This window comes from Streptomyces cinnamoneus (genome assembly GCF_002939475.1).
Lineage (GTDB): Bacteria > Actinomycetota > Actinomycetes > Streptomycetales > Streptomycetaceae > Streptomyces > Streptomyces cinnamoneus_A.
The window spans coordinates 4,891,740-4,917,045 of the sequence record NZ_PKFQ01000001.1 but is presented as its reverse complement, the minus strand read 5'-3'; the positions used below and the strand labels follow the sequence as shown (position 1 = coordinate 4,917,045).

Annotated in this window: 20 protein-coding genes; 16 read left to right on the top strand and 4 right to left on the bottom strand. The window is 73.0% G+C overall.

Going from position 1 to position 25,306, the window contains the following annotated elements:
* Positions 1-22: 22 nt before the first annotated feature.
* Complete coding sequence (glgP, locus tag CYQ11_RS22130; RefSeq protein ID WP_099201650.1) at positions 23-2,650, bottom strand: alpha-glucan family phosphorylase; 2,628 nt, start codon at positions 2,648-2,650, stop codon at positions 23-25.
* A gap of 168 nt (positions 2,651-2,818) precedes the next feature.
* Here glgP and CYQ11_RS22125 point away from each other — a divergent pair, with 168 nt between their 5' ends.
* From CYQ11_RS22125 to glgB, 5 genes are all read left to right on the top strand, one after another.
* Positions 2,819-3,721 carry a helix-turn-helix domain-containing protein gene (locus CYQ11_RS22125; protein ID WP_099201090.1) on the top strand — a complete coding sequence of 301 codons (903 nt, stop codon included), beginning with the start codon at positions 2,819-2,821 and terminating at the stop codon, positions 3,719-3,721.
* Positions 3,722-4,122: 401 nt separating this feature from the next.
* Positions 4,123-6,117, top strand: a complete 1,995-nt coding sequence (locus tag CYQ11_RS22120; protein ID WP_099201091.1) for an alpha-1,4-glucan--maltose-1-phosphate maltosyltransferase — start codon at positions 4,123-4,125, stop codon at positions 6,115-6,117.
* On the top strand, positions 6,114-7,847 hold the full coding sequence (gene treS, locus CYQ11_RS22115; protein ID WP_099201092.1) for a maltose alpha-D-glucosyltransferase: 1,734 nt from the start codon (positions 6,114-6,116) through the stop codon (positions 7,845-7,847). The genes CYQ11_RS22120 and treS overlap by 4 nt, the downstream gene beginning before the upstream one ends.
* Positions 7,848-8,216: 369 nt before the next feature.
* The gene (locus CYQ11_RS22110) at positions 8,217-9,710 is read left to right on the top strand and encodes a maltokinase N-terminal cap-like domain-containing protein (RefSeq protein WP_104651082.1); all 1,494 of its coding nucleotides are present in this window, start codon (positions 8,217-8,219) and stop codon (positions 9,708-9,710) included.
* A gap of 388 nt (positions 9,711-10,098) precedes the next feature.
* On the top strand, positions 10,099-12,552 hold the full coding sequence (glgB, locus tag CYQ11_RS22105; RefSeq protein WP_240003562.1) for a 1,4-alpha-glucan branching enzyme: 2,454 nt from the start codon (positions 10,099-10,101) through the stop codon (positions 12,550-12,552).
* A gap of 80 nt (positions 12,553-12,632) precedes the next feature.
* Here the strand turns inward: glgB and CYQ11_RS22100 are convergent, their stop codons facing one another.
* A complete protein-coding gene (locus CYQ11_RS22100; protein ID WP_099201093.1) occupies positions 12,633-14,324 on the bottom strand; it encodes an MFS transporter in 1,692 nt (563 codons plus the stop codon).
* Between the two features lie 149 nt (positions 14,325-14,473).
* Here CYQ11_RS22100 and CYQ11_RS22095 point away from each other — a divergent pair, with 149 nt between their 5' ends.
* The 3 genes from CYQ11_RS22095 (at position 14,474) to CYQ11_RS22085 (ending at position 16,336) form a co-directional block, all read left to right on the top strand.
* Positions 14,474-15,088, top strand: a complete 615-nt coding sequence (locus CYQ11_RS22095; protein ID WP_099201094.1) for a TetR/AcrR family transcriptional regulator — start codon at positions 14,474-14,476, stop codon at positions 15,086-15,088.
* A gap of 106 nt (positions 15,089-15,194) precedes the next feature.
* A complete protein-coding gene (locus tag CYQ11_RS22090) occupies positions 15,195-15,773 on the top strand; it encodes a hypothetical protein (protein ID WP_099201095.1) in 579 nt (192 codons plus the stop codon).
* Between the two features lie 140 nt (positions 15,774-15,913).
* Complete coding sequence (locus CYQ11_RS22085; RefSeq protein ID WP_099201096.1) at positions 15,914-16,336, top strand: YjbQ family protein; 423 nt, start codon at positions 15,914-15,916, stop codon at positions 16,334-16,336.
* Between the two features lie 24 nt (positions 16,337-16,360).
* Here the strand turns inward: CYQ11_RS22085 and CYQ11_RS22080 are convergent, their stop codons facing one another.
* The gene (locus tag CYQ11_RS22080; protein ID WP_099201097.1) at positions 16,361-16,837 is read right to left on the bottom strand and encodes a DUF5994 family protein; all 477 of its coding nucleotides are present in this window, start codon (positions 16,835-16,837) and stop codon (positions 16,361-16,363) included.
* Between the two features lie 305 nt (positions 16,838-17,142).
* Here CYQ11_RS22080 and CYQ11_RS22075 point away from each other — a divergent pair, with 305 nt between their 5' ends.
* The 4 genes from CYQ11_RS22075 (at position 17,143) to CYQ11_RS22060 (ending at position 18,730) form a co-directional block, all read left to right on the top strand.
* A complete protein-coding gene (locus tag CYQ11_RS22075) occupies positions 17,143-17,703 on the top strand; it encodes a DUF5994 family protein (RefSeq protein ID WP_099201098.1) in 561 nt (186 codons plus the stop codon).
* A 5-nt stretch (positions 17,704-17,708) separates the two neighbouring features.
* Positions 17,709-17,975 carry a hypothetical protein gene (locus tag CYQ11_RS22070; protein WP_099201099.1) on the top strand — a complete coding sequence of 89 codons (267 nt, stop codon included), beginning with the start codon at positions 17,709-17,711 and terminating at the stop codon, positions 17,973-17,975.
* A complete protein-coding gene (locus CYQ11_RS22065) occupies positions 17,972-18,262 on the top strand; it encodes a hypothetical protein (RefSeq protein ID WP_099201100.1) in 291 nt (96 codons plus the stop codon). The genes CYQ11_RS22070 and CYQ11_RS22065 overlap by 4 nt, the downstream gene beginning before the upstream one ends.
* 219 nt (positions 18,263-18,481) lie before the next feature.
* Positions 18,482-18,730: a hypothetical protein gene (locus CYQ11_RS22060; protein WP_099201101.1), complete on the top strand. Its 249-nt coding sequence runs from the start codon at positions 18,482-18,484 to the stop codon at positions 18,728-18,730.
* A gap of 338 nt (positions 18,731-19,068) precedes the next feature.
* Here the strand turns inward: CYQ11_RS22060 and CYQ11_RS22055 are convergent, their stop codons facing one another.
* Entirely contained in the window at positions 19,069-20,445 is a 1,377-nt protein-coding gene (locus tag CYQ11_RS22055; RefSeq protein WP_104651081.1) for a cation:dicarboxylate symporter family transporter, read from the bottom strand.
* 153 nt (positions 20,446-20,598) lie between these two features.
* Between CYQ11_RS22055 and CYQ11_RS22050 the strand changes: the two genes are divergently transcribed.
* The 4 genes from CYQ11_RS22050 to CYQ11_RS22035 all read left to right on the top strand — a co-directional run bounded on the left by CYQ11_RS22050 (position 20,599) and on the right by CYQ11_RS22035 (position 25,296).
* On the top strand, positions 20,599-22,275 hold the full coding sequence (locus tag CYQ11_RS22050; protein ID WP_181143746.1) for a sensor histidine kinase: 1,677 nt from the start codon (positions 20,599-20,601) through the stop codon (positions 22,273-22,275).
* On the top strand, positions 22,272-22,991 hold the full coding sequence (locus tag CYQ11_RS22045; RefSeq protein ID WP_099201102.1) for a response regulator: 720 nt from the start codon (positions 22,272-22,274) through the stop codon (positions 22,989-22,991). Before CYQ11_RS22050 ends, CYQ11_RS22045 begins: the two co-directional genes overlap by 4 nt.
* Before the next feature lie 83 nt (positions 22,992-23,074).
* Positions 23,075-24,427 (top strand): extracellular solute-binding protein, encoded by a 1,353-nt coding sequence (locus tag CYQ11_RS22040; protein WP_099201103.1) that lies wholly within the window; start codon positions 23,075-23,077, stop codon positions 24,425-24,427.
* A complete protein-coding gene (locus CYQ11_RS22035; RefSeq protein WP_099201104.1) occupies positions 24,424-25,296 on the top strand; it encodes a carbohydrate ABC transporter permease in 873 nt (290 codons plus the stop codon). The genes CYQ11_RS22040 and CYQ11_RS22035 overlap by 4 nt, the downstream gene beginning before the upstream one ends.
* The last annotated feature ends 10 nt before the right edge of the window (positions 25,297-25,306 follow it).

The window sequence follows — 25,306 nt, the reverse complement described above, 5'->3', positions numbered from 1 at the left end:
GGCGGGCGCCGGCGGCGGCCCGTCAGCGCATCAGCACCCCGGCGGCCTCGCCCGTCGCCTCCGGCGGCGTCGCGACCAGACCCAGTTCCGTGCCGCCGGCCAGCAGCCGGTGGGAGGGCAGGATGCGCACGGTGTAGCCGAAGGGGCCCGTGCGGTCGAGGGTCAGCGGGCCCTCGTAGAGCCGCCGTCCGTCGAGGCCGGGCGCGCCGGTGGGCTTGAGCGGGAAGGCCACCGTGCGGGTCAGCCGGTCGGAGTGGTCCACCCGGCCCGCGACGGCCTGCACCTCCACGTCGGAGGGGTCCAGCTCGCCGAGCCGCACGCTCACCCGCAGCGAGACCGTCGAGCCCAGCTCGGCCGTGCCGTTCAGCGGCCCGTCCGAGACGGCCTCCACGTGGTCGACGGCCACCTGGTGCCAGGCCCCGCGCACCCGGGCCTTCCACGCGGCCAGCTCCCGCGCGGCCAGCGGCTCCAGGGCCCGCTGGGCCTCGGCGGCGGGGCCGTACAGCCGCTCGACGTACTCACGGACCATGCGGCCCGCGAGCACCTTGGGCCCCAGGGTGGTCAGGGTCCGCCGCACCATCTCGATCCAGCGGCCGGGCAGGCCGCCCGTGCCCCGGTCGTAGAAGCGCGGCGCAACGCGCTGCGCCAGCAGGTCGTAGAGCGCCGCCGCCTCCAGGTCGTCGCGGCGGTCCTCGTCCATGGCCGCGCCGTCGGCCGTGGGGATGGCCCAGCCGAAGTCGGGCTCGTACCATTCGTCCCACCAGCCGTCCAGGACGGAGAGGTTGAGGCAGCCGTTGAGGGCGGCCTTCATCCCCGAGGTGCCACAGGCCTCCAGGGGCCGCAGGGGGTTGTTGAGCCACACGTCACAGCCGGGGTAGAGCTTCTGGGCCATCGCCATGCCGTAGTCCGGGAGGAAGACGATGCGGTGGCGCACCCGGGGGTCGTCGGTGAAGCGCACGAGCTCCTGCACGAGCCGCTTGCCGCTGTCGTCCGCCGGGTGGGCCTTGCCCGCCACCACGATCTGGACGGGGCCCTCGGGGTGCAGCAGCAGCTCGGTGAGGCGCTCGCGGTCGCGCAGCATCAGGGTGAGGCGCTTGTACGAGGGGACGCGCCGGGCGAAGCCGATGGTGAGGACCTCGGGGTCGAGCACCCCGTCGATCCAGCCGAGCTCGGCGGTGCCGGCCCCGCGCTCGCGCCAGGAGGCGCGCAGCCGCTCCCGCACCTCCTCCACCAGCTGCTCGCGCAGGGTGCGGCGCAGCTCCCAGATGTCGGCGTCGGGGATGTCGGCGACGGTGTCCCAGCGCTGCTTGCCGCCGACGGCCAGGGCGTCCTCGGTGCGCCCGGCGCCGATCTGCCGGGCGCCGAGCCGGAAGACCTCGGGGGCCACCCAGGTGGGGGCGTGGACGCCGTTGGTGACGGAGGTGATGGGCACCTCCTCGGCGTCGAAGCCCGGCCAGAGCCCGGCGAACATCTCCCGGCTGACCTGCCCGTGGAGGGTGGAGACGCCGTTGGCGCGCTGGGCCAGCCGCAGCCCCATGACGGCCATGTTGAACAGGCCGGGCTCGCCGCCGGGGTAGTCCTCGCGGCCGAGGGCCAGGACGCGGTCGACGTCGATGCCGGGCAGCTCGCCGCCCTCGCCGAAGTGCCGGGCGACCAGCGCCCCGTCGAAGCGGTCGATGCCGGCGGGCACGGGGGTGTGGGTGGTGAAGACGGCGCCGGCCCGGACGCACTCCAGGGCCGCGTCGAAGTCGGCCCCCTGTTCGACGAGTTCGCGGATGCGTTCAAGGCCGAGGAAACCCGCGTGGCCCTCGTTGGTGTGGAAGACCTCGGGCTCGGGATGGCCGGTGAGCCGGCAGTAGGCGCGGACGGCCCGGACGCCGCCGATGCCCAGCAGCATCTCCTGGAGCAGCCGGTGCTCGCTGCCCCCGCCGTAGAGCCGGTCGGTGACGTCGCGCTCGCCGGCGCCGTTGTCCTCGACGTCGGAGTCGAGCAGCAGCAGGGGCACCCGGCCCACCTGGGCCTTCCAGACGTACGCCCGCAGGGAGCGGCCGCCGGGCAGGGCGAGGGTGACGCCGACGGGTGTGCCGTCGCTCTCGCGGAGCAGGGTCAGGGGCAGCTCGTTGGGATCGAGCAGGGGGTAGTGCTCCTGCTGCCAGCCCTCGCGGGAGAGGGACTGCCGGAAGTATCCGTGCCGGTAGAGCAGCCCGACGCCGACGAGGGGCACGCCGAGGTCGCTGGCGGACTTGAGGTGGTCGCCGGCGAGGATGCCCAGGCCCCCGCTGTACTGCGGAAGGGCCGCGGTGATGCCGAACTCGGGGGAGAAGTAGGCGACGGCGGCGGGCAGCCCCTCGGGCTGTTCCTGGTACCACCGGCGGCCGGTCAGGTAGTCCTGCAGGTCGTCGGCGGCCGCCGCGAGCCGCCGCCGGAAGCGGCGGTCCTCGGCCAGGGCGGCCAGCCGGCCGGCGGAGACGGACCCCAGCAGCCGCAGCGGGTCGCCGCCGGCGGCCCGCCACTCCTCGGGGTCCACGCACTGGAACAACTCACGGGTCTCGGGATGCCAGGACCAGCGCAGATTGCGCGCCAGCTCCTGAAGAGGTCGTAGGGGCTCCGGAAGGACGGGACGCACGCTGAATCGACGAATGGCCTTCACGGTCACGACGGTAGCGGTGCACCCACCGCCGACGCGGCGCAAGCGGACAAGTGCGCCCGTCTGCCGGACGGGACGGGCCCCGAAGGGGTCCCGGCGCGGGGGCCGCCGGTTTCGGCGGGGGGCCCGGCGGGGGAAGAATCCTCGCCTCCGCCGTGGTTGACCGTACACATGAACACCCCTGCCGATCTGGGCCACTTCCTCCGCACCCGGCGCGCCGCCCTCCGCCCCGAGGACGTCGGGCTCGTCGCCTACGGCCGCACCCGCCGCGTCCCCGGCCTGCGCCGCGAGGAGCTGGCCCAGCTGGCCGGCGTCAGCGTCGCGTACTACACCCGCCTCGAACAGGGTCAGTCGCACAACGCCTCGGACGAGGTGCTGGACGCCCTCGCGCGGGCGCTGCGCCTGACCCGCGACGAGCACGCGCACCTGCGCAACCTGGCCCGCCCGGCGCGGGCCGGGCGGCTGCCGGCGGTGCGGCCGGCGACGGCGGCACCGGGCGTGCGGCAGCTCGTCGCCGCCCTGGCGGTGCCCGCCGTGATCGTCGACCACCGCTTCGACGTCCTCGGCTGGAACCCCCTGGGGCACGCGCTGCTGGCGGGCCATCTGGACGCCGGGAGCCCGGAGCGGCCCGGGGAGCGGCCCAACCTCCAGCGGCTGTTCTTCCTGGACCCGCACGCCCGCGAGCTGTACCCCCGGTGGGAGGCGGAGGCCCGGCGCGCGGCGTCGTCGCTGCGGCTGGCGGCCGGGGAGCATCCGGACGACCGGCGCCTCGCCGAGCTGGTCGGCGAGCTGACCATGAAGAGTCCCGAGTTCGCGGCGCTGTGGTCGCGGCATCCGGTGCGCGGCTGCGCCTCGGGCAGCAAGTGCTTCCACCATCCGGTGGTGGGCGCGATGGAGCTCTCGTTCGAGATGCTGCGGCTGCCGGACACCGGCGGTCAGGGCGTCCTGGCCTTCAGCGCCGAGGCGGGCTCCGCCGACGAGGCGGCGCTGCGGCTGCTGGCGACGGCCGCGGCGACGGACGGCGACCGCGCGGGCAGAGCGTCTGATGCCATCGCTATAGGCGGAAAGTACTAGGCAGAATTACGCCGCGCGTACAACAGCACTGTCAAAGGCCAGAAGCCGCTACGACCTTCGAAGGCGGTGCCCAGCACCCCGTCACCCGTCCGGCCGTTGACGGCACCCATTCGCCACATTGCACGAGATCCGCCCGGCGAGGAGACTCCGTACGGGTGACGGAGGAACAGCCGCCCTCCCCGGGCGGGGCCACCGGTCCTACGCACGAGTAGTTCATTCGTTCCGGGCATGCCCGGGCGGACCCGGTGGGAAGGCTCCCCCGGTGTGCCGACTCCCACCCACCCGAGTGAACGCGGACAGGAGCAGTCATGCCCGCACCCTCCCGACCGCCGGCGGAGCAGATAGAAAGTACGGAAGCCTCCAGAACCGTCCACGGTACCGTCGCATCTCCAGGTGATCCCATGATCGGTCGCATTCCCGTCCTGGACCTCGGCCCGCTCGTCGACTGTGGCCGAAGGCCCGTCAAGGCCGTGGTGGGCGAGGCCTTCGAGGTCACCGCCACGGTGTTCCGCGAGGGCCACGACGCGGTCGGCGCGAACGTGGTGCTGCGCGGCCCGTCCGGCCAGGCCGGCCCCTGGATCCCGATGCGGGAGCTGGCCCCCGGCACCGACCGCTGGGGCGCGGAGGTCGTGCCCGACGCCGAGGGGCGCTGGTCCTTCACGGTGGAGGCCTGGGGCGACCCCGTCGCCACCTGGCGCGCGCACGCGCGGATCAAGATCCCGGCGGGCATCGACACCGAGCTGGTCCTGGAGGAGGGCGCCCGGCTGTTCGAGCGGGCGGCCGCCGGGGTGCCCAAGAGCGACGGCCGCGAGGCCGTGCTCGACGCGGCCGACGCGCTGCGCGACACCGCCCGGCACCCCGACGACCGGCTGGAGGCGGCGCTCGTCCCGGAGGTCACCGCCGCCCTGACCGACCATCCGCTGCGCGAGCTCGTCAGCAGCTCCCGGCCGGTGCCGGTGCTCGTCGAACGCGAGCGGGCGCTCTACGGCTCCTGGTACGAGCTGTTCCCGCGCTCGGAGGGGGCGCGGCTGCGCGAGGGGCGGCGGCCCGTCAGCGGGACGTTCCGCACGGCGGCCCAGCGGTTGCCGGGCGTCGCGGCCATGGGCTTCGACGTGGTCTACCTCCCGCCCGTCCATCCCATCGGCACCGCCTACCGCAAGGGGCCCAACAACGCGCTGACCGCGGGATCCTTCGACGTCGGCAGCCCCTGGGCGATCGGCTCCGCCGACGGCGGGCACGACGCCGTCCACCCCGACCTCGGCACGCTCGACGACTTCGACCACTTCGTGGCCCGCGCCCGCGAGCTGCGCATGGAGGTCGCACTGGACTTCGCCCTGCAGTGCTCCCCCGACCACCCGTGGGTGGCCGAGCACCCCGAGTGGTTCCACCACCGCGCCGACGGCTCGATCGCCCACGCCGAGAACCCGCCGAAGAAGTACCAGGACATCTACCCCCTGGCCTTCGACGCGGACTTCGACGGGCTCGTGGCGGAGACGCTGCGGGTGCTGCGCTTCTGGATGGACCACGGTGTGCGGATCTTCCGGGTCGACAATCCGCACACCAAGCCCGTGATGTTCTGGGAGCGGGTCATCGCCGAGATCGGCCGCACGGATCCGGACGTGGTGTTCCTCGCCGAGGCGTTCACCCGGCCCGCGATGATGCGGACGCTGGGCGCGATCGGGTTCCAGCAGTCCTACACCTACTTCACCTGGCGCAACTCCAAGCAGGAGATCACCGAGTATCTGACGGAGCTCTCGCGCGAGACGGCCGCCTGCATGCGTCCCAATCTCTTCGTGAACACCCCCGACATCCTGCACGCCTATCTCCAGGACGGCGGCCGGGCGGCCTTCGAGGTACGGGCCGTGCTCGCCGCGACGTTGTCTCCGTCCTGGGGGGTATACGCGGGTTATGAACTGTGCGAGAACACCCCGGTGCGTCCCGGCAGCGAGGAGTACCTGGACTCGGAGAAGTATCAACTCCGGCCCCGGGACTGGGAGTCCGCGGAACGCGAGGGCCGGAGCCTGGCACCTCTGATCACCGTGCTCAACAGGCTGAGGCGGCGTCAGCCGGCCCTTCGCCGGCTGCGGAATCTGCGTTTCCATGACGCCGACAACGACTCCGTCATCGCCTATTCGAAACGCTCGGGATCCTCGTGCGTCCTCACGGTCGTGAACCTCGACCCCCACCACACCCAGGAGGCGACGGTCTCGTTGAACATGCCGGCACTCGGCCTCGGCTGGCACGAGTCCGTCCCGGTGCGCGACGAGCTCACCGGAGAGACCTATCACTGGGGCAGGGACAACTATGTGCGCCTTGAGCCGGGCCGTTCCCTCGCGCCCGCGCACGTGTTCTCGCTGCGACCGTCCTCACAGATCGGAGGGTCACCCACACCATGATCGTCAATGAGCCCGTCCAGGACACCTTCGAGGACACGCCCGCCAAGGACCTGGATCCCGACTGGTTCAAGCGCGCCGTCTTCTACGAGGTCCTCGTACGGTCCTTCCAGGACAGCGACGGCGACGGCATCGGCGACCTCAAGGGACTGACGGCCAAGCTGGACTATCTGCAGTGGCTGGGCGTCGACTGCCTGTGGCTGCCGCCGTTCTTCCAGTCCCCGCTGCGGGACGGCGGCTATGACGTCTCCGACTACACCTCGGTGCTGCCGGAGTTCGGTGACCTCGCGGATTTCGTGGAGTTCGTGGACGCTGCGCACACGCGCGGGATGCGCGTCATCATCGACTTTGTCATGAACCATACGAGCGACCAGCACGAGTGGTTCCAGCAGTCCCGCACCGACCCCGACGGGCCCTACGGCGACTACTACGTCTGGGCCGACGACGACAAGCAGTACCAGGACGCGCGCATCATCTTCGTCGACACGGAGACCTCGAACTGGACCTTCGACCCGGTGCGCAAGCAGTACTACTGGCACCGCTTCTTCTCCCACCAGCCGGACCTCAACTACGAGAACCCGGCCGTACAGGAGGAGATCCTCGCGGCCCTGCGGTTCTGGCTGGACCTGGGCATCGACGGATTCCGGCTGGACGCCGTGCCGTACCTGTTCGCCGAAGAGGGCACCAACTGCGAGAACCTGCCGCGCAGCCACGAGTTCCTCAAGCGGGTCCGGGCGGAGATCGACTCCCACTACCCGGACAAGGTGCTGCTCGCCGAGGCCAACCAGTGGCCCGAGGACGTCGTCGACTACTTCGGCGACTACGAAAAGGGCGGCGACGAATGCCACATGGCGTTCCACTTCCCCGTCATGCCCCGGATCTTCATGGCCGTGCGCCGGGAGTCGCGCTACCCGGTCTCGGAGATCCTCGCCAAGACCCCGGCCATTCCCTCCCGCTGCCAGTGGGGCGTCTTCCTGCGCAACCACGACGAGCTCACGCTCGAGATGGTGACGGACGAAGAGCGGGACTACATGTGGGCCGAATACGCCAAGGACCCCCGGATGCGGGCCAACATCGGCATCCGGCGGCGACTCGCGCCCCTGCTCGACAACGACCGCAACCAGATCGAGCTCTTCACCGCGCTGCTGCTCTCCCTGCCCGGCTCGCCGATCCTCTACTACGGCGACGAGATCGGCATGGGCGACAACATCTGGCTCGGCGACCGCGACGCGGTGCGCACCCCCATGCAGTGGACACCCGACCGGAACGCGGGCTTCTCCTCCTGCGACCCCGGGCGGCTGTACCTGCCGACCATCATGGACCCGGTCTACGGCTACCAGGTCACCAACGTGGAGGCGGCCATGAGCAGCCCCTCCTCGCTGCTGCACTGGACCCGCCGGATGATCGAGATCCGCAAGCAGAACCCCGCCTTCGGCCTCGGCTCGTACACCGAACTGCCGTCGAGCAACCCCGCCGTGCTGGCGTTCCTGCGGGAGGCTCCGGCGCGGGACGGAGGCGACGACCTCGTCCTGTGCGTGAACAACTTCTCGCGCTTCGCACAGCCGACCGAGCTGGACCTGCGGGCGTTCAACGGCCGTCATCCGGTCGAGCTGATCGGCGGCGTCCGCTTCCCCGCCATCGGCGAGCTGCCCTATCTGCTGACCCTGGCCGGCCACGGCTTCTACTGGTTCCGGCTGCGCCGCAACGTCCCCGCTCCCGTTCCCGTCCAGTGAGCGGCGCCCGTGCGCCGCGGGCCGCCCGGGCCTGCCGCGCACGGGGCGGTTTTCCGGCCCGTCCCCTGGGCACCGGTACTACTACGCACGGCCACAAGCGAAGACCGGCACCGGCCCGCTCGCCTCGCGGGCCCGGGCCCGCGGGGCCTCCCCGGCCCCGCTCCCCCGCACGGATTGCACGTACTGCGCAACGAAGCACGGGCCGCAGGACCGTCTGCGGCAGTCGCACGACATCGCACACCGGGGCCGCAGGCGCTGACCGTACGGACGATCCTCGCCCGACACGTCCCGCACCGCGCACCGCCGAAAGCCGCAATCCGGGACACTTTTCCCAAACTGTCGTGTGCCCCGGGGAAAGGACGCGACGCCATGCCGGACGCTGCACCGTCCCGTCGTCAGGCCACGACCCACCGGGGGGCCGACCCCGGCCCCCTGCTGTCCTCGGCCGCCCCCGCGCGGCCGCCGGACGCGGGCGGCGCCGGCGCCGGCTCCGCTCTGCTCACCTCGCTCGCGCCCCTGCTCCTGGAGTGGCTCCCACGGCAGCGCTGGTTCGCCGGCAAGGGCCGGCCCGTCACCGGCTTCACCCTCGTCGCCGCCACCGAACTGCTGCCGCCGCCCGACGGCGGCACGGCGCCGGGCCTGCTCCACCTCCTGCTGCGCGCCCAGCAGGCGGGCGACCCCGGTGACTGCTACCAGTTGCTCCTCGGCGTCCAGGACGTGCTCCCGCCCCAACTGGCCCCCGCGCTCGTGGGCCGGCCGGCCGACGGTCCGCTGCGCGGCCGCACCGTCTACGAGGGCCTCGCGGACCCCCGGCTGGCCGCGCTGCTGCTGGAACGGCTGCGGATGCCGGGACGGCTCGGCCCGCTGCGTTTCAGCCGCGAACCGGACATCGACATTCCGGCGAACGCGGCCCCCCGGCTGCTGGGTGCCGAACAGTCCAACTCCTCGGTCGTCTACGGCGAAACGTATATCCTCAAGCTCTTCCGCCGGGTCGGCCCCGGCGTCAATCCCGATCTCGAACTGCCGCGCGCACTCGCGAAGTCCGGCTGCTCACGGGTCCCCGCGCCGGCCGCCTGGTTCGAGGCGCAGCCGGCCCGCCCGGGCGGCGAGCCCATGACGCTCGGCGTCCTCCAGCCCTTCCTGCCCGGCTCCGCCGACGGCTGGCAGCTGGCGCTCGGCGCCCTCGCCGTGCAGGCCGACTTCACCGCTTCCGCGCGCGCCCTCGGGCACGCCACCGCCGAGGTCCACCTGGCGCTGGCCGAGGTCCTGCCCACGGCCGTGCTCGACCGCGCCCGGCTGGAGCGCCTCGCCACCGCCATGACCCTGCGCCTGGAGGCCGCGGCCGAGGCCGTCCCCGCGCTGCGCCCGTACCAGGCCGCCCTGCGCCGCGCGTACGACGACCTCTGCGTCCCCGGCACGGCCCGCACCTGGCGCGCCCAGCGCGTCCACGGCGACCTGCACCTGGGCCAGACGCTGCGCACCGCCGCCGACGGCCGGTGGTCCCTGATCGACTTCGAGGGCGAGCCCGCCCGGCCGCTGGCCGAGCGGCGCCGCCCGCAGCCGGTGGCCCGGGACGTCGCGGGCATGCTGCGCTCGTTCGACTACGCGGCGGCGGTCGGCCACGCGACCGGCACGGGCTGGGCCGACGCCGCCCGCGCCGCCTTCTGCGAGGGCTACGCCGAGGCGCACCACGACCCCCGCGAGGACCCGCGGCTGCTGCGGGCCCACGAGACGGACAAGGCCGTCTACGAAGTGCTCTACGAGGCCCGCAACCGGCCGGACTGGCTCCACGTCCCGATGGCCGCGATCCACCGGCTCGCGACGGAGGAGGGGCGACGGCCCGTGGACGGGGACCTCGTATGACCCGCATCGCCGACCGCTCACCGCACGTTCTCTGGAGGACCACCCCGTGACCGCACGACCGCCCACCAGTCCCCCGCCGCCGCCCCGCGACCCCCACGGCGTCCCGGCCACGTTCCTGCCCGGCCGGCGCGGCGCGAAGCCCAAGCCGAAGCCCGGCCCCGCGCGGGCGGCGACAGTACCGGAGCCCGTGCGACGCGACGCGCCGGACCCAGCGCGGGAGTCGGCGCCGGGTCCGGGGGGTGCGCTTCCCCCGGCCGCGGGGACACCGGAGGCCGGGGGTACGCCAGAGGTCGCCGGGACGGCGGAAGCAGACGAGAGGGCGGAGGCCGGCAGTACGGCGGAAGCCGGCGACAGGGCGAAGGCCCGCATCACGACAGAGGTTGCCGGTATGACGGAGGCCAGCGGTACGGCGGAGCATGTCGAGGCGGCAGAGGCCACCGGCGCGGTGTCGCCCGGCAGCCCTGGCCCCCACGAGCCACCCGAGCCACCCGTACGGCCCGAGCGACCAGCGGCCGAGAGGGCCGAGGGGGCCGTGGCGGCCCAGGGGGCCGGCGGGCCCGGAGCCGGGCCCGGGGCGGCCACGGACGGGGCCGCCCCGGAGGAGCCCCTCACGCCCCTCGCGCCCCTCGCGCCCGTGCGCCGCGAGGCCCGCCGGGCCGAGCCGCTCGACGACGACGCGCGGGCGCGGCTGCTGGCCGGGGCGCACCACGACCCGCACGCGCTGCTGGGGGCACACGAGGCGGCCGGCGGCGTGCTGTTCCGGGCGCTGCGCCCGTTCGCCCGGTCCGTCGCGGTCGTCGCCAAGGGGCTGCGGGCGGAGCTGAACGACGAGGGCGACGGGCTGTTCGCCCGGGTGCTGCCGCTGGCGGAGATCCCCGCCGACTACCGGCTGGTGGTCACCTACGACGACGCCGAGCTGGAGATCCACGACCCCTACCGCTTCCTGCCCGCGCTGGGCGACCTGGACCTGCACCTCATCGGCGAGGGCCGCCACGAGGAGCTGTGGCGGGCGTTGGGCGCGCGGCCGATGACGCACGAGGGCGTGCCGGGCACCCGGTTCACGGTGTGGGCGCCGAACGCCCGCGGCGTGCAGGTGGTGGGCGACTTCAACTACTGGGACGGCACCGCCCATCCGATGCGCTCGCTGGGCGGCACGGGCGTGTGGGAGGTGTTCCTCCCGGGGGTGGGCGAGGGGGCGCTGTACAAGTACCGGATCACCCGTCCCGACGGCTCGCACACGCTGCGGGCGGACCCGATGGCGCGGCGCACGGAGGTGCCGCCCGCCAACGCCTCGATCGTCGAGGCCTCGCACCACGTGTGGCGGGACGACGCGTGGATGGCGCGGCGCGGGGAGCCGCCCGTGCACGAGGCACCGTTCTCGGTCTACGAGGTCCACCTGCCGTCCTGGCGCCCGGGGCTGAGCTACCGGCGGCTGGCCGAGCAGCTCCCCGCGTACGTCAAGGACCTGGGCTTCACACATGTGGAGCTGATGCCGGTCGCCGAGCACCCCTTCGGCGGCTCGTGGGGCTACCAGGTCACCGGCTTCTACGCCCCGACGGCCCGGCTCGGTACGCCCGACGACTTCCGGTACCTGGTGGACGCGCTGCACCGGGCGGGCATCGGGGTGCTGATGGACTGGGTGCCGGCGCACTTCCCGCGGGACGACTGGGCGCTGGCGGAGTTCGACGGGCGTCCGCTGTACGAGCACCAGGACCCGCTGCGGGCGGCGCACCCGGACTGGGGGACGCTGGAGTTCGACTTCGGGCGCACGGAGGTGCGCAACTTCCTGGTGGCCAACGCGGTGTACTGGTGCGAGGAGTTCCACATCGACGGACTGCGGGTGGACGCGGTCGCCTCGATGCTCTATCTGGACTATTCGCGGGAGCCGGGCCAGTGGTCGCCGAACGAGCACGGCGGCCGGGAGAACCTGGACGCGGTGGCCTTCCTCCAGGAGATGAACGCCACCGTCTACCGGCGCTGCCCGGGCGTGGTGACGATCGCCGAGGAGTCCACGGCCTGGGACGGCGTCACGCGGGCGACCCACCACGTGGGGCCGGGGGGCTTCGGCGGGCTGGGCTTCGGGCTCAAGTGGAACATGGGCTGGATGCACGACTCGCTGGATTACATGGCCAAGGAGCCGGTGCACCGCAAGTACCACCACGGTGAGATGACCTTCGCCATGGTCTACGCCTACAGCGAGAACTACGTGCTGCCGATCTCGCACGACGAGGTCGTGCACGGCAAGCGTTCGCTGGTCTCCAAGATGCCGGGCGACTGGTGGCAGCAGCGGGCGGGCCACCGGGCGTTCCTGGGCTTCATGTGGGCCCACCCCGGCAAGCAGCTGCTGTTCATGGGGCAGGAGTTCGCCCAGGGCGCGGAGTGGTCGGAGGCGCACGGCCCCGACTGGTGGCTGCTGGACCCCTCGTACTCCGCGGAGCCGGACCACCGGGGCGTGCGCGACCTGGTGCGCGATCTGAACGCCCGCTACCGCGCCACGCCCGCGCTGTGGCAGAGGGACACGGTGCCGGAGGGCTTCGAGTGGGTCGTGGGGGACGCGGCGGAGGACAACGTGCTGGCGTTCGTGCGGTGCGACGCGCAGCGCTCGCCCCTGCTGGCGGTCTGCAACTTCTCCCCCGTCGTCCGGCACGGCTACCGGATCGGCGTCCCGTGCGGGGTGCCGGTCTGGCAGGAGGTGCTGAACACCGACGCCGCGGGCTACGGCGGCGGTGGCATCGGCAACCCGGATCCCCTCAAGGCCGAGCCGGCCGCGTGGCACGGCCGCCGGTCGAGCATCGTGCCGGTGCTGCCGCCGCTGGCCACGATCTGGCTGCGGCCGGCGTAGGCGGGGAGCGTCGGGGGGGGGGACGACGCGCCCCCTGACGGTCGGGGGTGTCAGGGGGCGCGTCGGGCTGGGGGAGCGGGTCAGGAGCGGCTCGCGGGCTCCGACTCGGTGGCCTCGGCGGGCGTGGCGGACCTGCCGGCCGCGGGGGTCTCGGCGGCCTCCGTCTTGGCGCGTCCCGGCAGCAGGAACGCCACCAGGACCGTGCCCACGCCGAGGACGACCGCGCCGACGACGCTCGTGTGCGCGACCGCGTCCGCGAACGCCTTGTGGACCGCCTCCGCGATCGTCTGCGCCTGCTGGGCGCCGAGGGCCGCGGCCTTCTCCGCGCCGACCTTGGGGGCGGCGCCGGCCGCGACCTGCTTGCCGGCCTCCTTGGCGACGTACAGACCGGCGCCGACCGAGTCCTGCGCGGCCGTCAGCGCCTTCTCCGGCAGCTTCGGGCCGCCGGCGGCGGCCGCCTTCGCGGCGAGGTCGCCGAGGTTGGAGGAGTAGGTCTTGGCGAGCACCGTGCCGAGGATGGCGATGCCCAGGGAGCCGCCCATCTCGATGGAGGTGCTGTTGACCGCGCCGCCGACGCCCAGCTGGTCCTCGGGGAAGGAGCCCATGATGGCGTTGGTGCAGGGCGACAGGGACAGGCCGATGGCCAGGCCCAGGACCACCAGCGGCAGCACGAAGTCGCCGTAGCCCGAGTGCTCGTCGACGCGGGCGAGCAGCGCGATGGCGACCGTACCGACCGTCATGCCGAGCGTGACGGTGACCTTCATGCCGAGCTTCGGCGTGAGCAGGGCGGTCAGCGCGCCGCCCACGAACACCGCGCCGGCCAGCGGCAGCATCCGCACGCCCGTGTCCAGCGGCGAGTAGCCGAGGACGAACTGGAGGTGCTGGGTGAGGTAGTAGAAGGCGCCGAAGACGGCGAGGAAGAACAGCGCGACGGCCATGGTCGAACCGGCGAAGGCGCGCCGGGTGAAGCGGCGCACGTCCAGGACCGGGCTCGGGTGGCGCAGCTCCCACAGGACGAAGCAGACCAGGCCGACGCCGGCGACCACGGCGGCGCCGATGGCCTTGGCGCCCCAGCCGAAGTGCGGACCCTCGATGATCATGTAGATCAGCGAGCCGACCCAGATGACGGACAGCAGGCCGCCGATGTAGTCGATCTTGTCGACGCGGCCGGCCTTGGACGGCGGTACGAGCGTCAGGGCGCCGACGATGCCGAGGACGGCGATCGGGACGTTGATGAGGAAGGTGGCGGCCCAGCCGTGGTCCTCCAGCAGCGCGCCGGCCACGAGCGGGCCGACGGCGATGGCGAGACCGGCGGTGGCGGTCCAGATGGTGATGGCCTTGGCCCGCTCGGCGCGCGGGAAGGTCGCGGCGAGCAGCGACAGGGTCGCCGGCATGATCATGGCGGCGCCGACGCCCATGACGGCGCGCGAGGCGATGACCCCGGCCGGGCTGTCGACCAGCGAGCCCGCGATGGAGGCGGCGCCGAAGACGAAGAGGCCGAGGACGAGCGCGCCGCGGCGGCTGTACTTGTCGCCGACCGCGCCGAGGATCAGCATCAGTGCGGCGTAGGGAACGGTGTAGCCGTCGATGACCCACTGGAGGTCCGAGCTGCCGAGCCCGAGGTCCTGGACCATGTCCGGGGCCGCGACGGTCAGGGACGTGTTCGCCATGACGATGATCAGCAGGCTGAGGCAGAGCACACCGAGTGCCGCCCAGCGCCTCTTGTAGGGACCGTCCATCTCGTCGACCGGGGTCGACATCGCGAGGCCCATCGGCCACCCCTTTCAGAACTTGCACATGACTGTGCAATTACACACTGGTGTGCAAATTACGGGAGTGCACGGCCATGTGCAAAATGAAGGGCCCGTTACCGTCCGTCGCACCCGCGACGCACCGTCCGACCCGACCGAGAAGAGAACCGATGACCGGTAGAGCGGACGCCAATCGCCGCCGCATCATGGACATCGCGCTCGCCGAGCTGCTGCGCGACGCGGATGCGAGCATGGACCAGATCGCACGGGCGGCCGGCGTGGTGCGGCGCACCGTCTACGGGCACTTCCCCAGCCGCGACGCGCTGATCGGCGCGCTCGTCGACGACGCGGCCCAGGCGGTGGCCGACGCCCAGGCCCGGGCCCTGCGCGACGTGGCCGACCCGGCGGAGGCCCTGGCCCGCGCCATGCTGGCCGCCTGGGAGATCGCCGACGGTTACCGTCTGCTCATCTCGCTGGCGCAGCGCAGCGTCACGGTGGAGGGCATCCACCGCCGGCTGGAGCCGGTGCGGCGCGAGTGCGCGGCGATGCTGCAACGGGGTCTCGACGAGGGCCGGTTCGTCTCACCGCTGCCCGCGGTGGCGCTGGCGTACGTGCGGGAGCAGGTGCTGTTCGGCCTGATGCAGGCCGTCAACGACGGGGTCCTGGCCCCGGCGGAGGCGGGCCGCTCGGCGGCGGTGACGGCGCTGACGGCGTCGGGGGTGCCGGCCGGGGAGGCGGCGGAGCTGGTGACGCGGATCGGCGGCCAGCGGTCCGGCGCACGGTAGCGGGGCGGGTCACCCGGATGGAGCACGCCGCGTTGTTGCGGTCACCGCAACGGCCCACGGTGGAGTGGTTCGTCCACGACGACGGGGGGAAGGGAGCGTCCCGCCCATGCCGAACCGCTTCCCCTACGCCAGGGACCCGTCCGAACCCCTGAACATGGCCCGCGACTGGCCCCTGTGGGCGGCCGCGGTGTCGGCGGTCCTCTCCTTCGTCATGCTGTTCCCACCCTGGCTGACGTCCCCCGGCGTGAGTCTGAACGCCTTCGGCCACGACATGCTGACCGCCGGCCCGGCGCTCGTCGTCGTCATGGTGGTGATCATGCTGATCCTGGTGTACGGCGCCCTGGCGACCCGCCGGACCGCGTACGTGGCGGCTCTCCTGGTCCCCGCCTCCAACCTGCTGACGCTGTACATCGTGCAGGTGGCGGACGTGTCCGACCTGGCGGACCTCAGCGCGGGCTCGGGCGTGCCGGGGGCCGCCACGGGCGCCGGCGTCTGGCTGGGCTTCGTCTTCGCCGTGGTGGCGGCGCTGTGCACGGCGGTGGCGTTCGTCCGCTGGCGCGGCACCGCCGCCCGCCCGGCGGCCCCTGCGGACGCCGTGCCGCCGGACGCGCCGGAGCCGCCCGAGCGGCCGGGTCCGGGCCCTTCGGGCGGCCCCCAGGTGCCTCCCGGCGCTCCCCACGACTAGGGCGTGTACGTCGCGAACAGGGCCGAACCGGACGGCCCTTGACGTGGGTCGGGCGGCTGGGCCTCTCCGGCGACCGGAGCCCGGCGGAACAACCCGTCCAGCCGTCAGCGCTGCTCCTGTACAGCGGGTACTGGTGAACCATGACTGGCACCTTCACCACCCGCACCGTCGACGTGACAACCGGCTCCGCCGAAACCATGCACGACCTGACGAACGCGTGCTCCGCGTTCCTCCGGGAGGTCGCTCACGGGAGAGACGGGCTGCTGAACGTCTTCACCCCGCACGCGACGTCCGGCCTGGCCGTCATCGAGACCGGGGCCGGCAGTGACGACGACCTGCTGGCGGCCCTCCGAGAGGTTCTCCGCGCGGACGACCGCTGGCAGGACCGCCACGGCGGTGCGGGCCCCGGCCGCGATCACATGCTCCCGGCCCTGGTCCCGCCCCACGCCACGCTGCCCGTGGTCGGCGGTGAGCTGGAGCTGGGGACCTCGCAGTCCGTCGTTCTGGTGACCACCGGCCGGGACACCCCCGACCGAAAGGTCCGACTGTCCTTCCTCGGCTGACCGTACGCCGCGCTGCCCGGGCGTTCAGGTCCGCGGAGTGCCGCCGGTGTCGATGAGGATCTGTTCGGCCTGGGTGACGTTGTCGGCCCGAACGGCTCTGGCCATCGCGGCCCGTGCCGCGTCGGGTGCCGTGTCGGGCGGGACCACCAGCAGGGCGAAGTGATCGTTGTCGCCCCGGGTGATGAGGACCGTGTCGTCACCGACGGGGAAGGAGTCGATGTGCACGACCCGGTCGTCGACGACCAGCCGCGCCGGGAGCTCCTCCCAGGCACTCCCGTCCAGGCCCACGCGCATGATGGGCCCGAGGTGCTCGGTCAGGGCGGTGATCAGGCCGGGAAGCTCGGCATGGATGTCCCGGGAGCGCGGCCACCACGCGCCGTCCAGGACTCCCCCGCGCTCTTGCGTCGTCTCCAGCCGCAGGAGCGCCGTTCCGGGTCTCACGGCATGGTGAATCGCGTCCGGCAGAAGCCCGGGAAGGCGTGGGGTGTCGGAATCGGCCATGATGTGCTCGCCTGTCTCCGAGAGTTCCGCGCATTCGCTCGTCGTCCGAGATATGCCGGCAGCGCCGGGCGAAGCGCTCGCAGTAACCCCACCGTACTCCGCAGGCCGGCGGCGGGGTCGCCCACAGGGCCGTCCCACGCCCGCGTTCCGCAAGTTTGCCTGGTCGCGCTAGGCATGCGGACCCGCCTGCCGGAGTAGGCTGAAGAAACCGGGAACACGTCGTACACCGGCCTCCATGCGGGTGTCGCTCCCGGCGAGTCACCATGCCGGGCCGCCGACGAGAGCCCGGAGGCAGGGTTCGCATCATGGCTGTCACCATCGACCGTACGGTCACCGAGGAACACGCCCCTTCGCCGCCCGCCCGCCTGTCCCTGACGCCAGGATCGGCGCCGGGGCTTCTGGACGGCGCCTGGTGGCCCCGCTCGCGCGACCTCTCCCGCGAGCTCCCGGCGCTGGCGGCGAGGCTGGACCACTCCTGGGGGCGGGTCACCCGCGTCACGGTGAATCCGGTCTTCTGGCCCGTGATCCCGCGGAAGGTTCCCGTCACCGGACACACGGTGCACGTGGGGTGGTTCACGAACGAGCAGGACCCGCACAAGCTCCTCGTGTTCTCCTACACCGCGGACCGCCTGGACCTGCTGATCGTCCCACCGGAGACCGACCCGGCCGCGGCCGCCAGGCTGATGTCCGCCGCGACCACCCCCGGAAGTCTCCTCACCGCGAGCAGGCTGATGGAGGACGAGCGAGCGGCCGACGACGCGACGGAGTCACGGGACCGCCAAGAGGAATGGGAGACCGAGGGCGGGACCGCGCCGCCACCGGCCGGGAACCCGCCCGGACCTCCGCCCTCCGCCCGAGGGATGTGAGGGCAGTGGAGATCGCCGTCACCCTGGCCTTGATCCTGGGCCTGATCGCTGCGGGAGCCCTCCTGATCCACCGGCTCAACGCCCAGCACGACGAAAGGATCGCAAACTTCCGCTACAGCGGCGTCCTGCCGTGGCGCGACAGCAGAAGCCGGAAGCGCCCCCGGTCGGCCATCGACCCCGCCGGCCCTCTCCTCGCCCGCAACCGCCGCGAACAACCACACGGGGACCGCGGACGCCGCCGCGTCTTCTCCGGCCGGAGGCGGTGGACATGACGTCCGCGCACACCCCGCCCACCCCCGCACCCGCGGATCCGGTGCCCCCGGCGGGGTGCGCCGACGTTCGCGTCGTCGCCTCGTCCCCCGAGACCGCCCGCCGCGTCGCGGAAGTCCTCCGGCACTGCTTCGATTCCACCGAACAACGCAGCTACCCGGCCGGCCGCGAAGGCGGTACCCGGCTCCATCTCACCGTGGACACCGCGCATCCCGCCGAACCCGCGCGGTCCTGGCTGGCGACCAGCCGGGCTTCGGCTGCCGACCGCCCACCGCACGGCGACGTCTGAAACGGCCCGTGCCCGTGCATGCCTTGTGCAAGCCCTCAGGTCAGCGGGCCGAGGGGGCTGGGTGAATCGCCACCTCGACTTGATCGGCTTCACCCGCGCAAAGGATGCTCCGCCCCCTGCCACGCTGCCGCGAACAGGAGCAGGGCCTCAGCCGGCGGACGCCTCGGCCTCCCCTCGTCCCGGAGGGCGAAGCTCACGAAAGGACCGTACCGTTGGCCCATGAGCGTCTTCATCAAGCTGGTGGAGAACCGGCCACCGAAGGAATACGCGAACGAGCGCAGGGCGGACATCTCCTACGACGACACCGTCGAGGAGAATTCCGAGATCACTTACCAATACGACGTACTTGCCAGCGGGGCCCTGAGAATCCTCCGGGTCACGAGAGGAGAAGAAGCCGTCATCCATGCGGTCTACGCCCCGGGCCTGTGGTTCCGCGTGGAGGGCCTCTGCCGCGGCACTACGGAATAGCGGACAGAAAGCGCGAGGCGACAGCGCGGAAGCCCTTGAGGGCGTAGATCGTTCGCTCCCTTCGTCACGGCTCTTGTACACCGTCTGGTCGAAACCGGCGGCCGGCAGGCGCTGACCGGCGTCGATGCCGGTCATCAACCGTCTTCCACTTCCCGAACCGTGGTGGCGGTCCCGCCACGGGACACCGGTCCGCCGGCGGAAGAGAATGCCGTTGATCACCCTGTGGTCCGGGCGCCCGGGAAGAAAGGACCCCCACGGCGCGGCCCGGCGGTGCCGTACCGGGTCCGGGCCGCCGTGGGGGGCGGCCCTGCCGTGGGGGTGGTCGGTGGGCGGTGCCTTCAGGCCCCCGCCGGTTCCTTGGCCGCGTCGCGCGGGCCCGGGACGTGACCGTGGTCGTCGGGTGTCAGCGAGGCCTCGTCGAAAGGCAGCCGTCCCGCCAGGACCTCGTCCACCCGCGCCCGGTCGATCTCCTTCGTCCACGTGCCGATCAGCACCGTGGCCACCGCGTTGCCCGCGAAGTTCGTCAGGGCCCGCGCCTCGCTCATGAAGCGGTCGATGCCGACGATCAGGCCGACGCCGTCGACCAGTTCCGGCCGGTGGGACTGGAGGCCGCCCGCGAGCGTCGCCAGACCCGCGCCCGTCACGCCCGCCGCGCCCTTCGAAGCGACGATCATGAAGAGGAGCAGCGACACCTGCTGCCCCAGCGACAGGGGCTGCCCCATCGCCTCGGCCACGAACAGCGACGACATCGTCAGGTAGATGGCCGTGCCGTCCAGGTTGAAGGAGTAGCCGGTGGGCACGGTGATGCCCACCACCGGCTTGCTGACGCCCAGGTGCTCCATCTTCGCGATCAGGCGCGGCAGGGCCGACTCCGACGACGAGGTGGACAGGATCAGCAGGAACTCGCGGCCCAGGTACTTCAGCAGCGCGAAGATGTTCACCCCCGCCACCAGCCGCAGCAGGGTGCCCAGCACCAGGACCACGAAGATCAGGCAGGTGGTGTAGAAGCCGAGCATGATGACGGCCAGGGACTTCAGCGCGTCCACGCCCGTCGCCCCGACCAGCGCGGCGATCGCGCCGAACGCGCCCACCGGCGCCACCCACATGATCATGGCGAGGATGCGGAAGACCAGCTTCTGCACATGTCCGACACCCCGCATGACCGGGTCGCCCGCCGGGCCCATCGCCTGGAGCGCGAAGCCGGTGAGGAGCGCGACGAGCAGGGCCTGGAGGACCTGGCCGCCGGTGAGGGCGGAGACGATCGTGGTGGGGATGACGCCCAGCAGGAAGTCCTGCGTCGAGGTGTGCGCCCCCTTGGCCTGCGACTCCCCCGCGTGCCGCAGCGCGTCCGTCAGGTGCAGCCCGCTGCCGGGTTCCAGGAGGTTGCCGACGACCAGCCCGATGGCCAGCGCCACCGTGGACATCAGGAGGAAGTAGCCGAGCGCCAGGCCGCCGACGGCGCCGACCTTCGCCGCCTTCCGCACGGAGCCGATGCCCAGCACGATCGTGCAGAAGATGACCGGCGAGATCATCATCTTGATCAGGTTCACGAAGCCCGTGCCCAGCGGCTTGAGCTCCACGGCGAAGCCCGGCGCCGCGAAGCCGACCGCGATGCCGGCGAGCACCGCCGCGATCACCGCGAGGTAGAGGTAGTGGGTCCGGTCCGGCCTGCCGCTCGCCCGCGCGGGCTCCTGCGGCGGCGGTGACTGCTGCACTGCCACGGTTCTCTCCTCGTCGTCGCGGCTCGGGGGTGCGACCGCGCTTCTCCCGGCGAGAAGGGGTCGCGGTGACTATGCCCTCCCCCTGTGACGGCGGTCACCCTTACGTGCATTACGTTCACGAACAAGCCAAAGGGCACACTGTCGGCCATGCGCACACCCCGCATCCGTCGCCCCCGCAGCCTCGCCGGCCGGCTCTTCGCCATGCAGATCGTGCTGGTCGCCGCCGTGGTGGCCGGATGCGCGGTCTTCGCCTACGTCACCGACCGCCGCCAGGCCGAGGAGGCGGCCGGCCGCCAGGTGACCGCCGCCGCCACCGCCGTGGCCGCCTCGCCTGCCGTCCGGGCCGCGGTCCGGGGCCCGGACCCGACGGCGGCGCTCCAGCCGTACGCCGAGCGGGTCCGCCGCGACACCGGCGTCGACTTCGTGACGATCATGAGCCCGGGCGGGCTGCGCTGGACGCACCCCGACCCCGCCCGCATCGGCGAACGCTTCCTCGGCCACACCGGCCCCGCCCTGCGCGGGCGGACGTTCTCCGAGACGTACACCGGCACCCTGGGCCCCTCCGTGCGGGCCGTCGCGCCCGTGACCGCCGACGACGGCACGGTGGCCGCGCTCGTCAGCGCCGGCATCACCGTCGACGCCATCAGCGCCGAGGCGCGCCACCAGCTCGCCGCCCTGTCCGGCATGGCGCTGGCCGCCCTCGCCCTGGGCGGCGCCGGGACGTACCTCCTGGGCTCCCGGCTGCGCCGCCACACCCACGGCATGAACGCCGGGGAGCTGGCCCGGATGCGCGACTACCACGAGGCCGCGCTGCACGCCGTGCGCGAGGGCCTGCTGATGCTCGACGGGCAGCGCCGGATCGCGCTCGTCAACGACGGCGGCCGGGTGCTGCTCGGCCTGGCCGGCGAGGACGTCGTCGGCCGCCCCGTCGCGGACCTGGGCCTGCCGCCGGCGCTGACGGAGGCGCTGCTCGCGCCGGGGCCGCGCGTCGACGAGGTGCACCTGACCGCCGAGCGGATCCTCGTCGTCAACACCTCGCCGGTCGCCGGCGGTGAGCGGCACGGCACCGTCGTCACCCTGCGCGACCACACCGAACTCCAGGCACTGTCAGGGGAGTTGGACTCCGTGCGCGGCCTCGCCGAGGCACTGCGCTCGCAGGCGCACGAGGCCGCGAACAGGCTGCACGCCGTCGTCTCGCTCATCGAGCTCGGCCGGGCCGACGAGGCCGCCGACTTCGCCACCGCCGAGCTGGAGCTCGCCCAGGCCCTGACCGACCAGGTCGTCGCCGCCGTCGCCGAACCGGTCCTCGCCGCGCTGCTCCTGGGCAAGGCGGCCCAGGCCAACGAGCACGGGGTGGAGCTGGCGCTGACCGACGACAGCCGCGTGGACGACGGCCTGCTGCCGCCGGACCTGCCCGCCCGCGACCTGGTCACGATCCTCGGCAACCTCATCGACAACGCCGTCGAGGCGGCCACGGACGCCCACGGCCCCGGCCGGGTCACCGTCACCGTCCGCACGGACACCGAGGGGGCGGCCGGCGCCGAGCTGCTGCTGCGCGTCGGCGACACCGGAGCCGGCGTGGCCCCCGAGGTGATGGACGAGGTGTTCCAGCGGGGCTGGTCCACCAAGGACGCCACCGGGCCGCACGGCCGGGGCCTCGGCCTGGCGCTCGTGCGCCGGGCCGCCCGGCGCCACGGCGGCACGGTCACGCTCGGCCACTCCCCGGGGGGCGGCGCCGAGTTCACCGTGCGGCTGCCGCTGCCCGGCGCCGGGGCCGCCGCGGCGCCCGGCCCGTCCCCCGTCCCGCAAGGAGCGTCCGCATGAGCACGAGCCCGGGGCAGGCCCCCGCCATCCGCGTGCTGGTCGTGGAGGACGATCCCGTCGCCGCCGCCGCGCACGCGCTGTACGTGGGACGGGTGCCCGGGTTCACGGTGGCCGGCGTGGTGCACTCGCGCGGCGACGCCTCGCAGTTCCTCAAGCGGTCGGCGGCCGACGGGCGTCCGGCCGTCGACCTGCTCCTGCTCGACCTCTACCTCCCCGACGGACACGGCCTGGCGCTCGTCCGCTCCCTGCGCACCGCCGGGCACGGCGCGGACGTCATCGCGGTGACCTCGGCGCGCGACCTGGCCGTGGTCCGCGAGGGCGTCTCACTCGGCGTCGTCCAGTACGTGCTCAAGCCCTTCACCTTCGCGACGCTGCGCGACCGCCTCGTGCGCTACGCCGAGTTCCGGGCGGCGGCCGGGGAGGCGAGCGGCCAGGAGGAGGTCGACCGTGCCCTCGCCGTGCTGCGCGCGCCGCAGCCCGTCGCGCTGCCCAAGGGGCTCGCCCTGGACACCCTCCAGGCGATCACGGAGACGCTGCGCGCCGCCGGCGACGAGGGCATCTCCTCGGGCGCGGCCGCCACGGCCATGGGCATCTCCCGCATCACCGCGCGCCGTTACCTCGAGCACCTCGTCGGCACCGGGCGCGCCGTGCGGGCGCCGCGCTACGGGCAGGTCGGCCGGCCGGAGCTGCGCTACCGCTGGCTCAGCCGGCCCTGAGGGCGTCGCCCCGCGCAGTGGCGTGCCGCGGGCCGACGGGGGGAACGTACGACTCGACACCACAAGGTGCAGGAGGTCGAGCCGTGCGCCCCACCCGCCCCGTACTTCTCGTGGCCCTCTCCGCTCTCGCTCTCACGTCCTGCGGCAGCGGTTCGGGCGACGACCCCGACACCGTGAAGGTCGCGTACCAGCGCAGCACGGACAACAAGGTCCGGATCATGGACGCGTATCTGGCCGGCATCAAGAAGCAGTTCGAGCGGACGTACCAGGGGAAGAAGCTCCGGCTCCTCCCCGTCCAGGCGTCCCAGGACGACTACTACACCAAGATCCAGCAGATGATGCGGTCGCCGAAGACCGCGCCGGACCTGGTGCGCGAGGACACGTTCCTGATCAACGCCGACATCAAGAGCGGCTACTTGAGACCGCTCGACGACAAGCTGGCCGCCTGGAAGCACTGGGACCGCTTCGCCGCGAGCGCGAAGGCCTCGGCGAGGGCCGAGGACGGCAGGACCTACGGGGTCCCGGACGGCACCGACACCCGGGGGCTGTGGTTCAACAAGGAGCTCTTCGCACGGGCGGGCCTGCCGGCCGACTGGCGGCCGCGCACCTGGAACGACGTGCTCGACGCCGCCCGCGCGGTCAAGCGCGCGGTCCCCGGCGTCATTCCGCTCAACGTCTACACGGGCAAGGGCGCGGGAGAGGGCGCCGCGATGCAGGGCTTCGAGATGCTGCTGTACGGGACGGGCGCGGACCCCCTCTACGACCCGGCGGCGAAGAAGTGGCGGGCCGGCACCACGGGGTTCCGGGACTCCCTGGAATTCGTCCGCACCGTCTTCGCCGAGAAGCTCGGCCCCCAGCCGTCCGACGCCCTCGACCCCAACGTCTCGACGCGCGTGGCCGGCGAGTGGATCCCCGAGGGCAAGCTGGCCATCGCCCTGGACGGCTCCTGGCTCGGCAAGTACTGGCAGCCCGACGGCTCCCGGCCGTGGCCGCAGTGGTCGCGGGTGATGGGCCGGGCGGCCTTCCCCACCCAGGACGGCCGGGATCCCGGCCGCGTCAGCCTCTCCGGCGGCTGGACCTGGTCGATCAGCGCCAGGTCCACCAAGGCGGACCTCGCCTGGCAGCTCGTCGAGCTGCTCCAGTCCCCGGAGAACGCCACCGACTGGACCGTGCGCGACGGGCAGATCGCGGTGCGGGACGACGTCGCGGCGAACGACCGCTACCGCTCCTCCATGCCGGGCGTCGAGTTCTTCACCGGCCTGGTGAAGAACACCCACTACCGCCCCGCGCTGCCGGTCTACCCGCAGGTGTCCAGCGCCATCCAGGAGGCGATGGAGTCGGTGACGACCGGTGACGCGAGCACGGAGCGGGCGGCCCGGCGGTACGACGAGAGGCTGCGTTCGATCGCGGGCGCGGACGGCGTGAAGGCCTCATGACGCGGGCCCGCGCGCACCGCACGGCCCTGCGCTGGCTCCCCCTCGCCCCGGCGACCACCCTGCTCCTGCTCTTCCTCGCCGGTCCCATCGCCTACTGCGTCTGGCTCGCCTTCACCGACACCCAGCTCACCGGCCAGGCCTCGGCCTCCTTCGTCGGCCTCGCCAACTTCCGCAGGGCGTTCGCCGACGACGGCTTCCGCAACGCGGTCCTGCTCACGCTCGTCTTCACCGTCCTGTCGTCCCTCGTCGGCCAGAACACGCTGGGCTTCGCCCTCGCCGCCCTGATGCGGCGCGCGTCGAAGCCGGTCCGCACGCTGACGGGCGCGGTGGTGATCGCCGCGTGGGTGCTGCCGGAGATCGTGGCCGCCTTCCTCCTCTACACCTTCTTCAACCGCCGCGGCACGCTCAACGCCGTGCTGGAGTGGCTCCATCTGCCGCAGCAGAACTGGCTGTTCACCCTGCCCATCCTCGCCGTCTCCTTCGCCAACGTCTGGCGCGGCACGGCGTTCTCCATGCTGGTGTACTCCGCCGCGCTCGCCGAGATCCCCCAGGACGTCACGGAGGCGGCGGAGGTCGACGGCGCGAGCGGGCTCCGCCGCCTCTGGCACATCACCCTCCCGATGATCCGCCGCTCCATCGGCACCAATCTGATGCTGAACACCCTCCAGACCCTGTCGGTCTTCGGCCTCATCTGGGCCATGACCCGGGGCGGCCCCGGCGACCGCAGCCAGACGCTGCCGGTGTTCATGTACGACCAGGCGTTCCTGAAGTCGCTGATCGGGTACGGCACGGCGATCGCCCTGCTGCTCCTGCTGGTGGGGGCGGTGTTCTCGGCGGTGTACGTGCGGCTGCTGCGGGAGGAGGTGTGACGCCCGTCGT

What these genes read in the sequence shown, in the direction of transcription:
- CYQ11_RS22125 (WP_099201090.1), top strand. Translation starts at nt 2,819, where the DNA reads ATGAACACCCCTGCCGATCTGGGCCACTTCCTCCGCACCCGGCGCGCC.
- CYQ11_RS22120 (WP_099201091.1), top strand. Translation starts at nt 4,123, where the DNA reads ATGATCGGTCGCATTCCCGTCCTGGACCTCGGCCCGCTCGTCGACTGT.
- treS (WP_099201092.1), top strand. Translation starts at nt 6,114, where the DNA reads ATGATCGTCAATGAGCCCGTCCAGGACACCTTCGAGGACACGCCCGCC.
- CYQ11_RS22110 (WP_104651082.1), top strand. Translation starts at nt 8,217, where the DNA reads ATGCCGGACGCTGCACCGTCCCGTCGTCAGGCCACGACCCACCGGGGG.
- glgB (WP_240003562.1), top strand. Translation starts at nt 10,099, where the DNA reads ATGACGGAGGCCAGCGGTACGGCGGAGCATGTCGAGGCGGCAGAGGCC.
- CYQ11_RS22100 (WP_099201093.1), bottom strand. Translation starts at nt 14,324, where the DNA reads ATGGGCCTCGCGATGTCGACCCCGGTCGACGAGATGGACGGTCCCTAC.
- CYQ11_RS22095 (WP_099201094.1), top strand. Translation starts at nt 14,474, where the DNA reads ATGACCGGTAGAGCGGACGCCAATCGCCGCCGCATCATGGACATCGCG.
- CYQ11_RS22090 (WP_099201095.1), top strand. Translation starts at nt 15,195, where the DNA reads ATGCCGAACCGCTTCCCCTACGCCAGGGACCCGTCCGAACCCCTGAAC.
- CYQ11_RS22085 (WP_099201096.1), top strand. Translation starts at nt 15,914, where the DNA reads ATGACTGGCACCTTCACCACCCGCACCGTCGACGTGACAACCGGCTCC.
- CYQ11_RS22080 (WP_099201097.1), bottom strand. Translation starts at nt 16,837, where the DNA reads ATGGCCGATTCCGACACCCCACGCCTTCCCGGGCTTCTGCCGGACGCG.
- CYQ11_RS22075 (WP_099201098.1), top strand. Translation starts at nt 17,143, where the DNA reads ATGGCTGTCACCATCGACCGTACGGTCACCGAGGAACACGCCCCTTCG.
- CYQ11_RS22065 (WP_099201100.1), top strand. Translation starts at nt 17,972, where the DNA reads ATGACGTCCGCGCACACCCCGCCCACCCCCGCACCCGCGGATCCGGTG.
- CYQ11_RS22060 (WP_099201101.1), top strand. Translation starts at nt 18,482, where the DNA reads ATGAGCGTCTTCATCAAGCTGGTGGAGAACCGGCCACCGAAGGAATAC.
- CYQ11_RS22050 (WP_181143746.1), top strand. Translation starts at nt 20,599, where the DNA reads ATGCGCACACCCCGCATCCGTCGCCCCCGCAGCCTCGCCGGCCGGCTC.
- CYQ11_RS22045 (WP_099201102.1), top strand. Translation starts at nt 22,272, where the DNA reads ATGAGCACGAGCCCGGGGCAGGCCCCCGCCATCCGCGTGCTGGTCGTG.
- CYQ11_RS22035 (WP_099201104.1), top strand. Translation starts at nt 24,424, where the DNA reads ATGACGCGGGCCCGCGCGCACCGCACGGCCCTGCGCTGGCTCCCCCTC.